Origin of the sequence: Nocardiopsis ganjiahuensis DSM 45031, from assembly GCF_000341085.1 — a bacterium.
Classification (GTDB): Bacteria; Actinomycetota; Actinomycetes; order Streptosporangiales; family Streptosporangiaceae; genus Nocardiopsis; species Nocardiopsis ganjiahuensis.
On the sequence record NZ_ANBA01000008.1, the window covers coordinates 256,816 to 269,463 of the forward strand.

Genomic DNA, 12,648 nt, shown 5'->3' on the forward strand with positions numbered 1-12,648 from the left:
GGGGAGAACACCATGTCCACCGCGCCAGCCATCGACCTCGACCTCATCACCACCCTCTACCGCACCCACCGAGACGACCTGGCACGCGTACGCGACCAACAACGCCAACACTTCGCCGACGCCGACCCCGCCATGACCCCCCAACTCGACGACCTCGAAGCCGAGATCACCTACCTGCTCCTGCGCCACCACCGACCCGCCACCGTCGTGGAGATCGGCACCTACTACGGCTGGTCCACCTCCTGGATCCTGTCCGCCCTACGCGACAACGGCACCGGCCACCTGCACTCCTTCGACATCGTCGACCACGCCACCAACCACGTCCCCGAAACCCTGGCCGGCGACCGCTGGACCTTCACCAAAGGCGACGTCCGCGCCAAGATCACCCACATCCCCGCCAGCACCGACTACCTGTTCATCGACGCCGCCCACAACGGATGGTTCGCCCGCTGGTACATCCACCACCTGCTGCCCACCCTGCCCCCACACATCCCCGTCAGCGTCCACGACGTCTTCCACCAGCGCTACGCCCTGCCCTTCACCGAAGGCGCCGTCGTCCTCAAATGGCTGGCCAACAACACCACCGACTACTTCACCGCCTCCGCCGCCCGCGCACCCCACCACCACCAGGCACTGAACGAACTCAAAACCGAACTGGGCCTGGACACCCCCGTACGCGAATCCACCCACAACCCCATGATCTTCTTCCGCCTGCCCGAACGCCCCCGCCCCGGACAGGCCATCCCCACCCCACCCCGCCAACGCACCCACACCGAGGACCCCACCCACCACCCCTGAACCCCCACACAACAAAAAAAGGGGGGCGGCGGGCCAACCGGCCCACCGCCCCCCTTCCTGCTCCCACACCAGCCCGGCCTCTCACCGGACCCGCTCAGGGCCCCTCAGGATCGACCTCCACCACCGAGTCCACCCCGGCCTCCACCTCTTCCTCCACATCAGAAGGAGGAGAGTCCACCTCATCAGGCACCTGGGAACCGGGCTCCAGACCCGCCCGCACCTCACGCGCCCCCACCACATCAGCGGCATCGGAGACCAACCGCGAGAAATTCTCCGGCTGATCCAGACTCACCATGTGCCCGGCCCGCGGCACGTTCACCAACCGCCCCTCCACACACGCGTCGAAGAACGCCTTCTCGTGGATACGGAAGTGATCACGCGACCCGTTGATCAACCACACCGGCCCCGTATAGGCCGCCAACGCCGACAGGGCATCGATCGTGGAGAGCTCGTCGATCACCGCCGTACCCGCCTCCACCGCCAACCCGCCGTCCACCACCGCATCAGCCGCACCATCACGCAACGTCAACCGGTGGAAACGCTCGTTGACCGCCGCACCCTTGTCCGGCAACCGCTCCATCAACACCGCCGGAATCCGGTACACCTGCGCCAAGGACTGCGCCGGCTGAGCCGTGCAACTGGCCGCCACCAGACCCGCGATCCGCCCCGGCGCCGCACCCGCCGCCGCGATCGAGATCAACCCGCCCATGCTCAACCCCACCAGCAGAGCCCGGCCCCCCACCGAATCGATGGCCTCCAACACGGTGTCCACCGCACGCCCCACCGAGAAGTCCTCCCCCCGACGCGACCCGTGCGCCGGCAGGTCGGGAGCGACCACCGTACGCCCCTGCGCCTCCAAGAACTCCACCTGCGGCCGCCACATGCTCGACGAGGACCGCAACCCGTGCGCCAACACGATCGGAACACCCATGACGCCCCCTCCTACTTCTCGAACTCGACCGTCACCGGAGCATGGTCGGACCAACGCTCCTCACGGCTGGGGTAACGCTCCACCCGACCCGACACCACCCGACCCGCCAACCCCGGCGTCGCCACCTGGTAGTCGATACGCCACCCGGTGTCGTTGTCGAAGGCCCGACCACGGTAGGACCACCACGAGTAAGGCCCCTCCTGCTCCGGGTACAGCGAACGCACCACGTCCACATACCCCGCCTCCTCGAAGACCCGCGACAACCACGCACGCTCCTCGGGCAGAAAACCCGAGTTCTTCTGGTTGCCCCGCCAGTTCTTCAGATCCGCCTCCTTGTGCGCGATGTTCCAGTCACCGCACACCAACAGATCCCGCCCCTGGGACTCCACCTGCGAACGCCGCTTGACCAGGTAGGGCAAGAACGCCTCCATGAAGCGCTCCTTCTCCTCCTGACGCGGAGTACCCACCTCACCCGAGGGCAGATACAGACTGGCCACCGTCACCGCACCGAAATCGGCCTCCACGTAACGACCCGAGTCCTCGAACTCGGCCTCACCGAACCCGATCCGCACCTCGTCGGGCTCCACACGCGAATAGACCGCCACCCCCGCACGTCCCTTGGCCGCCGCCGGGCACAACACCACATGCCACCCCTGCGGCGCCACCACCTGAGCCGGAAGCTGATCAGGCTCCGCACGCGTCTCCTGCAAACACACCACGTCAGCCTCGGTGGCAGCCAACCAGGACACGAACCCCGGCTCCTTCTTCGCGGCCGCCCGCAACCCGTTGACATTGACGCTGGACACAACAAAACTCGACTGGTTCACGCCCCTCAGCGTAACCACCCCCGCCCCCACACCAACCCCCCAGAGGCCGCTCACCCCTGACCGCCCACGTCCTCACGCGCCCCCTGCCCCTCGACCCCGTCCCGGGCCAGACGCCGCAACACCCCGTAGGTGCGATTGGAGGAGGCCGCCTCCCGCTGCGCCCGGGCCGTCACCTCGATGTAGGCCTGCGAGGACGTCACCGACGCATGCCCGAGCAAATGCATGATCTCGGTGACCGAAGCACCGTCCTCCGCCAACCGGGTCGCGAACGTGTGCCGCAACGCGTGCACCAACGTCCCCCGCGCCACCCGATCGTTCACCCCCGCATACCGGTAACACTGCTTCACCAGGTACTGCAGCCCACCCCGACGCAACCCCTGACCCCGGTTGTCCACCAACAACGGATCCCCACCCCGCACCGCCACCCCGAACCGCACCCGACGCGACTCCAGATAGGCCTCCAACAACGCCTCCAACGGCACCTCGATGGGCAGCACCCGCTCCCCACCACCCTTGCCCACCACCCGGATCCGCCGCTCCCCGGCCCGACCACCCAACGACTCCACCCGCAGCGAGAGCATCTCCGCCGAACGCATCCCCGTCAACAACGCCAGCGCCAACACCGCCAGATCCCGCTCCGGCCACGGATCCCGCGCCCGCCTCGCCCCCCGCGCCAAAGCCTCCAACAACCGCTCCGGGGTGTCCTCACCCATCAACGGCTTGGGCCCCGAAGGCTTCACCCGCGGCCGCGGCACCGCCGACATCGGATTACCGGCCACCACCCGCTCCGAGACCCAGAACGCGAAGAACCCGTTCCACGTCGACCAGGCCCGCAACACACTCGAAGCAGCCCGCTCCTCAGCGAACTCCGCGAAGGCCTCCCGCAACACCCCCGCCTCCAACTCACCCAACCCCACACCCGCAGGATCACGCCCCAACGCACGCCCCACACACCCCAGCACCCCCACCAGGTCACGCCGGTAGGCCGCCACCGTGTGCGGTGAGGGCTTGGCAGCCCGCCTGGCCACCAGATACCGCTCGATCGCCTGCTCCACCGACACCGCATCGCCACTCATGCCCCCAGCATTGCCGATCAGCGCCCCACCGCGCACACCCCACCCGCGCCCCAGCACAGGATTCGCCACCACCGCACACAACCCGAGCAGACCCCCCACAGCGGGGGAGCAGCCACCCACCTGCTGATCCACCCCGCACCCGACACCCACCCCAACACACCGATCACCACCCACGCCCACCCCCACAGCGCTAACGTGCGCCCATGACCCTCCTCGTCGTGGGAGCCACCGGCTTCCTGGGCACCCACCTGCTGCGCCAGGCCACAGCAGCCGGCCACACCGTGACCGCCACCCACCACCGCACCCCGCCACCGGCCACCCCCGGAGTGCACTGGGAACCCCTGGACCTACGCGACCGCCACCAGGTCCACCACCTGATCACCACCCTGCGACCCCGAACGGTCATCAACGCCGCCTACCGACAACACGAGTGGCCCACCACCGCCCACGGCCCCGCCCACCTGGCCCAGGCCACCACCACCACCGGCGCACGCCTGATCCACCTCTCCAGCGACGCCGTCTTCTCCGGCCACGCCCCCCACTACGACGAAACCGCCCACCCCGACCCCACCACCCCCTACGGCGCCGCCAAAGCCGCCGCCGAGACCGCCGTGGCCGCCCTGGACCCCACCGCCCTCATCGCCCGCACCTCCCTGATCATCGGAGACGGAGACTCACCCCACGAACACCGCGTCCGCGACCTGGCCACCGGCCACACCGAAGGAGCCCTGTTCACCGACGACATCCGCTGCCCCGTCCACGTCCACGACCTGGCCGCCGCCCTGCTGGAACTGGCCCAGACCACCCGCACCGGCATCCACCACCTGGCCGGACCCCACGCCCTGAGCCGGCACGCCCTGGGCGTGCTCATCGCCCGCCGCCAAGGCCTGGACCCGCACCGCCTGCCCCGCTCCCGCCGCGCCCAAACGGGCCCGCCCGGCCCCCTGGACCTGCGCCTGGACTCACGCCGCACCCAACGACACCTGCGCACCACCCTGCGCGGCGCCCACGACTTCCTCACCTGACCACCACACAACCCGGGAGGGTTCACGCCCCCGCGCCCCAGGCAGGGCCAGCAGCGGGGGAGAGGACCCCCACCATGCCCCGCGCCCGGTGCCCGTCCGCCTCCACCAGCCCGGGCCACCCGCCCGCCGCGCACACCCCAGCCCCACACGCCCACGCAGCAAGACCCGTACCAAGCCGGAGTCGAGCGTGAAACCCTCCGCCCCACCCGCACAGCACCACCCCACACACCACAAAGGGGAGCGCCACCGCTCAAGCAGCACCCCCACCCCACCTCACCGCACCCCACCGCGCCCGGCAGGCACAGAACTCACACCGGCACCGGACTCAACCCAGCACCCTCAACCCAGCACCGACCGCACCCCACGGGCGATCTCCACATCCTCCCGAGCGTGCACCACCACCGTGCGCACCCGCGCCCCGGCCGCGGTGATCTCACCCTCACCCTCCACACCCTCGTTCAACGCCTCGTCCACACCCACCCCCACAAACCCCAACCCAGCCCCCGCCCGAGCCCGGATCGGCGCCGAACGCTCACCCACACCACCGGTGAACACCAACGTGTCCACCCCACCCAACGCCGCCACCATCGACGCCGCCAACGCCCTCAACCGGTGCAGATACACCCCCACCGCCACCCGCGCCGCCTCATCACCGGCGGCCTCACGCTCCAACACCGCGCGCATGTCCGCCGACCCCGCAAGCCCCACCAGCCCCGAATCATGCTCCAACGCCCACCCGATGTCGGCCATCGCCACCCCGGCGTGCTGGTTCAACCACAGCACCAACCCCGGATCCACACTCCCCGAACGGGTCGCCATCACCAACCCCTCCAACGGCGTGAACCCCATCGTGGTGTCGACCGACCTGCCCTCCAGCACCGCCGACAACGACGCACCCGCCCCCAGATGCGCCACCACCACCCGCTGGGCCCCCGTCCACTCCACCGCCCGCCGCGCAGCATAGGCGTGCGAGAGACCGTGGAACCCGTACCGGCGCACCCCGAACTCACCGCGCCACCGCTCGGGCACCGCATAGGTGTGCGCCTCCACCGGCAGGCGCGCGTGAAAGGCCGTGTCGAAACAGGCCACCGCCGGCACCCCCGGCAACACCTGCTCCAACGCCTCGATGCCCGCCAACGACTTGGGCTGGTGCAACGGCGCCAGAGCACCCAACTCACGCAACCGCCCCACCACACGGGCATCCAACCGCACCGGGTCCACGAACTCCCGACCCCCGTGCACCACCCGGTGCCCCACCGCATCCACCGACGGGAACCGACCCAACGCCTCCTCCAACGCCGCCCGGTCCCACACGTCCCGCTCCACCGCGATGGCGCACTCGTCCAACACCGCGTCCTCAGAATCGAGCACGCTCAACTTCAGGCTGCTCGACCCCGCGTTGACCACCAGCACCCGCATCAGTAAGGCCACACCCAATCACGCACCGACTCCGGATCCTGACCGAACTCCCGAGTGTGCGCCCGGTGCCGCAACCGCTCGTCCACCATCCGCTGACGCACCTGCGCCGCCCGCTGCGCCAACCCCGGAACCCGGTCGATCACATCGATCACCAGATGAAAACGGTCCAGATCATTCATCATCACCATGTCGAAGGGCGTGGTCGTGGTGCCCTCCTCCTTGAACCCCCGCACGTGCAGGTTCTCGTGCCCCCGACGCCGGTAGGTCAACCGGTGCACCAACCACGGATACCCGTGGAAAGCGAAGATCACCGGCTTGTCGATGGTGAACAACGCCTCGTACTCGGCATCGGGCAACCCGTGCGGGTGCTCACCGGCCGACTGCAACCGCATCAGATCCACCACGTTCACCACCCGCACCCGCAACTCGGGAAAGAACTGCCGCAACAGATCCGCCGCGGCCAACGCCTCCAACGTGGGCACATCACCCGCACACCCCAGCACCACGTCCGGATCGTCCCCGCCCCCGGTACCGGCCCACTCCCAGATCCCGATGCCGCGCCGACAGTGCGCCACCGCCTCCTCCATGGGCAGGTAGTCCAACGCGGGCTGCTTACCGGCCACCACCACGTTCACGTAGTCCCGCGAGCGCAGACAGTGGTCGGCCACCGACAGCAGCGTGTTCGCGTCCGGCGGCAGGTACACCCGCACCAACTCCGCGGGCTTGTTCATCACCACGTCCAAGAACCCCGGATCCTGATGCGTGAAACCGTTGTGGTCCTGACGCCACACATGCGAGGACAACAGATAGTTCAACGAGGCGATCGGCCGACGCCACTCCAGGTGCCGGGTCACCTTCAACCACTTGGCGTGCTGGTTGAACATCGCATCCACGATGTGCACGAACGCCTCATAGGAGTTGAACAACCCGTGCCGCCCGGTGAGCAGGTACCCCTCCAACCACCCCTGACACAGATGCTCACTGAGCACCTCCATCACCTGACCGTGCCGCACCAGGTCCTCGTCGGTGCCGAGAACCTCCTCCTGCCACACCTTGCCCGTGGCCTCATAGACCGCCGACAACCGGTTCGACGCCGTCTCGTCGGGCCCCATGATCCGGAAGTTGTCCGGATTGGCACGGACCACGTCCCGCAGGAAAGACCCCAGCACCCGCGTGGCCTCACTGCTGTGCGTCCCGTGCCCGGAGAACTCCACCGCGTACCGGCGAAAATCCGGCAACACCAGATCACGCAACAACACACCGCCGTTGGCATGCGGGTTCGCACCCATGCGCCGCTCACCTCGGGGCGCCGACGCCACCAGCTCACCCACCGGAGCCCCCTGGGCGTCGAACAACTCCCCGGGCCCGTAGGAGCGCAACCACTCCTCCAACTGCCGCAGATGCCCAGGGTTGTCCCGCACCCCCGACAAAGGCACCTGGTGCGAACGCCACGTACCCTCCACCGGCACCCCGTCCACCTCCCGCGGCCCCGTCCACCCCTTGGGGGAGCGCAGCACCACCATCGGCCACACCGGACGCCGCGAGGACCCGCCCGCGCGCGCCGCCCGCTGAACGGCGGCGATCTCGTCCATCGCCTCGTCCAACACCCGGGCCATCCGCCGGTGCATCCGGGCGGGGTCGGAGCCGCTGACGACCAGCGGCCGGTACCCCATCCCCTCCAGCATCTTGACCAGATCCTCCTCGGGCATCCGCGCCAGCACCGTGGGGTTGGCGATCTTGTACCCGTTCAGGTGCAGGATCGGCAGCACCGCACCGTCACGCACCGGGTCCAGGAACTTGGTGGAATGCCAACTGGCCGCCAGCGGACCGGTCTCGGCCTCACCGTCACCCACCACACAACCCACCACCAGGTCGGGGTTGTCGAAGGCCGCACCGAAGGCGTGCGCCAGCGAGTACCCCAGCTCTCCGCTCTCGTGGATGGACCCGGGCGTCTCGGGCGCCACATGGCTGGGGATCCCACCGGGGAAGGAGAACTGCCGGAACAGGCGGCGCATCCCCTCCTCGTCCCGGGACACGTCCGGGTAGACCTGGCTGTAGCTGCCCTCCAACCAGGAGTTGGCCACCGCCGCCGGACCCCCGTGCCCGGGCCCCATCACGTAGATCATGTCCACATCGCGCTCCCGGATCACCCGGTTCAGGTGCGCGTAACAGAAGTTCAACCCCGGTGTCGTACCCCAGTGCCCGAGCAGGCGCGGCTTGATGTGCTCGGGCCGCAACGGCTCACGCAACAACGGGTTGTCCAACAGGTAGATCTGCCCCACCGACAGATAGTTGGCCGCCCTCCAGTAGGCGTCCAGCAACTCCAGTTCCCTCCGGTCCAACTGCTCCACAGCCATGGGTCCACCTTCCTCGAAGGAACGTTCCCGTACACACCGCGGGGGAGCGACCGACCACCCACCACAAGGCCCGGCCCAGGCCGGGGCTCACCCGGTCCCAGCCACCGTAACCGCCCGCCCCGACCCCCTCCAGAGCCATCAGGGCCGTGTCGGCACACCACAAGGCGCCCGGGGCAACCACCCCCGGACGCCCCCACCACCGGCCCGCACAGAACCCGCCGGCTCAGTCCAGGCAGAACTCGTTACCCTCCGGATCGGCCATCACGATGAAACCCTCCTCCATCGGCGGCTCCGGCTCATGACGACGCAACCGCGCGGCCCCCAACCCCACCAACCGCTCACATTCGGCCTCCAGCGCCGCCATCCGCTCCCCACCACGCAACCCCGGAGCCGCCCGCACATCCAGGTGCACCCGGTTCTTGGCCACCTTGCCCTCCGGCACCCGCTGGAAGAACAACCGCGGCCCCCGCCCCCGCGGATCCTCCACCGCCGACCGCGCGTTGCGCTCACTCTCCGGCACCCCGATCCCCTCGAGGAACTCACCCCACGCCACCAACGGATCATCCCCCTCAGCCAACTCCACACCAGGAGGACCAGGGTGGACATAACCCAGGGCATCACGCCAAAAACACGACAACGCCCCCGGGTCGTGCGCATCGAAGGTGACCTGGACCTGACGACTCATGGCTCTGCTCCGTTCAACACCACTCGTGTGCAACCGCAGAACCCACCCTCACACCCCAAGCGGACAACAACGGTCCGCCACTTCTGACAATGTGCCCCCATACCCCCGGAACCGAGCCCAGGAAGAGCCACCCATGACCACCGACCCCGCCACCGCCTACGCCCGCTGGGGCCACCACCGCGCCCGCCCCCTGGGCCGGGGCATGGAGGGCACCGTCCACCACCTGGGCCCGGGCCCCTTGGGCGAGAACCTCATCGCCAAGGCCTGGCACACCCGCACCGTCGCCGACCTGCGCCCCCTGCAGGCCTTCTACGACGAACTCGCCGCCCAGCACCTGCCCTTCGCCACCCCCCGCATCCTGCACCTGCGCCACCTGGACCAGGACGTACACCACGGGCCCCAGAGCGAGGCAGGTACAGCCGTCACCGTCGAACCCCACCTGGCGGGCACCGCCCTGAACACCCTCCTGGACCAGGGATCCCTCACCCACACCCAGGCCCAGGACACCTTCACCCAGGTCCTCCAGGCCCTGGCGCGCACCCGCGCGGGCCGGGCCACCCGCGCCCTGCCCGTCCTGGACGAACAGCGTCCGCTCTGGGAGGGCCACACCACCTGGCCCAGCGCCCTGAGCGCGCTGGTGCGGCGCCGCACCGACCGCTTCGCGCCCTCCCTGCGCACGGCCCTGCCCGACCTGGACTCCCTGCTCGCCGCGCTCTCGCAGCGCCTTGAGCGCCTGCCCCGGGAGCCCGCTCGGATCGTGCACGGGGACCTGTGCGCACCCAACATCCTGGCCACCGACCAGGGGGAGCCCACCGCCGTCCTGGACTGGGGGTTCTTCACCACCGCGGCCGCCCCGCTGTTCGACGTCTCCACCGCGGCGGGCTTCTACGACATGTACGGGCCGCGGGCACGCGAGTTCGACGACACCCTGCTGGCCCGGTGGGCGGGGGAGTCGGGGCCCGAACGTGAGCGGGCGCTGCTGTACCGGGCGGCCTACGGGCTGGCCGGTGCCAACGCCTACTCGCAGGAGGGCGATGACGGCCATTTCGCCTGGTGTGTGCGGTTGTTGGAGCGCGCGGACGTACGCGCCGCCCTGGGGGTGGGGGAGTAGACCCCATTGTCACGCAGAGTGATCAAGGAGTCCTGGTCCGAGTGGGCACCACGGGGGGCGTGGGGGAGCGGTGGCGGTGATCGCGCCTCCGAAGAGCCAGCACCTCGCACACAGGTTCGACCAGCACCCATGGAGGACGTCACTCGAACTGATGTTCGTCAGGGGGTGGTACGAAGGACAGGAGTACCCCCGGGCAGCACGCGAGTGCCCGGGGGAGCCTCCGGTGACGCCCGCACGGAAAAACGGTCATGCGTCCACAAAAACCTACAAAAGGATGCATAACACCGTTTATGCATGAAACATGGAGGGATCACCATCCGGAAGGGGTTCACGGACCCGCAGGGAGCCCTCTGACCTGCACACACGCAGCCCTCCGCACACGCACACCGTAGCGCCCGCCCCTGAGGGCCGCACGGGCACCCGTCGGCCGGGGAGCCCTGCACACGAGAACACCCCAGGTCAAAGCGGCGTCCGGCGCGCACACCCGCCCATGGGCCGCGGGCTCCTGACAGAAGGTGAGCACTCCAACGGCCCCAGAGCCTGCAGGCAGTCGGCCCCGTGAGGCCAGGGGACTCCGCCCAGGCCGACAGCAGCCCCAGGATGGGCCCACCGCACATCCTGAGCGCCCAGCGCACGGCTCCAGCGCGACTGCGCGCTTTGTCCACAGGCTCCTGGCCTGCGGCTTGCCACAAAGGCCCTGGTCGGAACAGACTCGGATCCAGGGCGCCGAACTTCGCCCACAGCCGCCCACAGCGCCCCTGAACCGACGCCAACCCGAACCCGCCAGCGCCCACCACGCAGCCTGTGGGCAACCCGCCCACCCCACCGAGCCAGCACCCCAGGACCATCGACGCCCCACCAGCCATCCGGGAAGGCGGCCACCAGCAGCCGCCAGTGGGCCGGCGCAACGCCGTTGCGACACCCGCAGACCACCCGGAGCGCGAGAACCCCTTCCCCACAGGCCTTCCCGAATCGCCGATAATGCACATTATGTCAAGTTGAGTGTTCGGGGTCCTCCCCGCAACCACCGCCACACCCCTCAACCGCCCCGCCGCGCTGCAGGCCACACCCGACCCCCGACGGATCCGCCACCACTCCAGCCACTGCGGCCCCTCTTCGCCCCAGCACACCCTCACCACACCCGCTCACCCTCCGCCACCAGAGCGCCACCACTCCTAGACTGGCCCCCACAACCCCGCGGCCACGAGCACAGGAGCCGGCCCCGCCCCACAGTGAGGCCGACAAACGCAACACCCACCGCCACCGGCCCCGCCCAGCGGCACCCTGCCTCGAGACCGCCCGGCCCGCAGCCCAGAACGACAAGGACCTGCACACTTATGGGCCAGGCCCCCCACTCATACCCCCGCCGAGTCCTGACCGGGCTGTCCCTGCGACGCACCCTGACCGCGGCCCACTCCCTGACCAGCGGCGACCCCCACTCCCCCCGCCCACGCGGCGGCCTCCCCGCGCCCCTGCTGGTCTTGGGGCTGTCCACCGCCCTGGTCGCCGCGACCACCACCGTGTGGGGCCTGAGCCCGTGGCTGGCACCGTGGGCCCTGGTCGTGGCGGCGCTCCTGGCCGCCCCGGCAGGCTTCGTCCTGGGCACCATCGCCATGACACCGTTCCTGGTGTCCACGACCCGCTCGGGCCAGGGCTCCCCCACCGGACACCAGTGGCTCCCCCCGACCGCCCTGACCTTCCTCGCGTGCACCGCACCGCTGCTCTCCCCACTGGCACCCTGGTGCAACACCCTCGCTTTCTGGTGCCTGCTGGGCGCAGCAACCCTGATCAGCGCCTACACAGCACTCCCCGCCCTGGGCCGCGACATCGAACTCGACCGCGCCAGACACACCTGGGACACCGACCCGCACTGAACGGCCACCCCCCAGACCCCGGGCACACCCCACCGCACACCCGCCCCCTGCGGCCGCTGCGAGCAATCTGTGCAGGTCAAAGACCAGACGGCCCCCGCTCAGACCGGCTCGGAGCCCGGCGCCGCAGAACCGGACGCCTCGGTGCTCTCCTCCCGACCCAGCGACCCCGGACACGGCCGCGCATCCGGATGCGCGGCCAGCCCGATCAGCACGTCGAGTCTGCGCCCGGCCTCCTGCAACCCGGCGACCTTGTCCCGGATCCGCTCGCGCTCTTGCACCAGCAGCCCCATCAGTTCGGGGTCGACGTGGCGGGCGTCGATGGCGGGCAACAGCACGGCGATCAGAGCGCTGCTCAACCCGGCCGTGTACAGCTGGCGGATGAGCCGCACCCGGTCCACGGAGGAGTCCGGGTACAGGCGCTGGCCACTGGCCGTGCGCTGGGACCGCAACAGGCCCTGCTCCTCGTAGTAGCGCAGGGCACGCGTGCTCACCCCGACCCTGCCGGCCAGTTCACCGATGCGCATCGTGGCCACCGTCACTCCCCC

Annotated in this window: 11 protein-coding genes; 4 read left to right on the plus strand and 7 right to left on the minus strand. The window is 69.7% G+C overall.

Annotation, left to right across the window (positions count from 1 at the left end; all coding sequences use genetic code 11):
- Nucleotides 1-12: 12 nt before the first annotated feature.
- Nucleotides 13-798 (plus strand): class I SAM-dependent methyltransferase, encoded by a 786-nt coding sequence (locus D458_RS0109820; protein ID WP_017586566.1) that lies wholly within the window; start codon nt 13-15, stop codon nt 796-798.
- A gap of 94 nt (nt 799-892) precedes the next feature.
- Here the strand turns inward: D458_RS0109820 and D458_RS0109825 are convergent, their stop codons facing one another.
- From D458_RS0109825 to D458_RS0109835, 3 genes are read right to left on the minus strand one after another with little or no spacing between them, the layout of a single operon-like run.
- Entirely contained in the window at nt 893-1,729 is an 837-nt protein-coding gene (locus tag D458_RS0109825) for an alpha/beta fold hydrolase (protein ID WP_017586567.1), read from the minus strand.
- 11 nt (nt 1,730-1,740) lie between these two features.
- Nucleotides 1,741-2,556 carry an exodeoxyribonuclease III gene (locus D458_RS0109830; protein WP_026119160.1) on the minus strand — a complete coding sequence of 272 codons (816 nt, stop codon included), beginning with the start codon at nt 2,554-2,556 and terminating at the stop codon, nt 1,741-1,743.
- A gap of 50 nt (nt 2,557-2,606) precedes the next feature.
- Nucleotides 2,607-3,632, minus strand: a complete 1,026-nt coding sequence (locus D458_RS0109835; RefSeq protein WP_040702300.1) for a tyrosine-type recombinase/integrase — start codon at nt 3,630-3,632, stop codon at nt 2,607-2,609.
- A gap of 203 nt (nt 3,633-3,835) precedes the next feature.
- Here D458_RS0109835 and D458_RS0109840 point away from each other — a divergent pair, with 203 nt between their 5' ends.
- Nucleotides 3,836-4,657 carry an SDR family oxidoreductase gene (locus D458_RS0109840; RefSeq protein ID WP_017586570.1) on the plus strand — a complete coding sequence of 274 codons (822 nt, stop codon included), beginning with the start codon at nt 3,836-3,838 and terminating at the stop codon, nt 4,655-4,657.
- A gap of 339 nt (nt 4,658-4,996) precedes the next feature.
- On the opposite strand, the gene D458_RS0109845 is transcribed toward D458_RS0109840, so the two are convergent.
- The 3 genes from D458_RS0109845 to D458_RS0109855 all read right to left on the minus strand — a co-directional run bounded on the left by D458_RS0109845 (nt 4,997) and on the right by D458_RS0109855 (nt 9,118).
- Nucleotides 4,997-6,076 carry an acetate/propionate family kinase gene (locus tag D458_RS0109845; protein WP_017586571.1) on the minus strand — a complete coding sequence of 360 codons (1,080 nt, stop codon included), beginning with the start codon at nt 6,074-6,076 and terminating at the stop codon, nt 4,997-4,999.
- Nucleotides 6,076-8,433, minus strand: coding sequence for a phosphoketolase family protein (locus D458_RS0109850; RefSeq protein WP_017586572.1), 2,358 nt, complete (start codon nt 8,431-8,433; stop codon nt 6,076-6,078). Before D458_RS0109850 ends, D458_RS0109845 begins: the two co-directional genes overlap by 1 nt.
- Nucleotides 8,434-8,656: 223 nt before the next feature.
- A complete protein-coding gene (locus D458_RS0109855; RefSeq protein ID WP_017586573.1) occupies nt 8,657-9,118 on the minus strand; it encodes a VOC family protein in 462 nt (153 codons plus the stop codon).
- A 133-nt stretch (nt 9,119-9,251) separates the two neighbouring features.
- On the opposite strand from D458_RS0109855, the gene D458_RS0109860 reads away from it, so the two are divergent.
- Together D458_RS0109860 and D458_RS0109865 are read left to right on the plus strand one after the other, a co-directional pair.
- Nucleotides 9,252-10,229: a phosphotransferase family protein gene (locus D458_RS0109860; protein WP_017586574.1), complete on the plus strand. Its 978-nt coding sequence runs from the start codon at nt 9,252-9,254 to the stop codon at nt 10,227-10,229.
- Nucleotides 10,230-11,566: 1,337 nt separating this feature from the next.
- Entirely contained in the window at nt 11,567-12,103 is a 537-nt protein-coding gene (locus tag D458_RS0109865; protein WP_017586575.1) for a hypothetical protein, read from the plus strand.
- Between the two features lie 98 nt (nt 12,104-12,201).
- Here D458_RS0109865 and D458_RS0109870 read toward each other — a convergent pair whose 3' ends face one another.
- Nucleotides 12,202-12,627: a MerR family transcriptional regulator gene (locus D458_RS0109870; RefSeq protein ID WP_040702335.1), complete on the minus strand. Its 426-nt coding sequence runs from the start codon at nt 12,625-12,627 to the stop codon at nt 12,202-12,204.
- Nucleotides 12,628-12,648 lie beyond the last annotated feature (21 nt).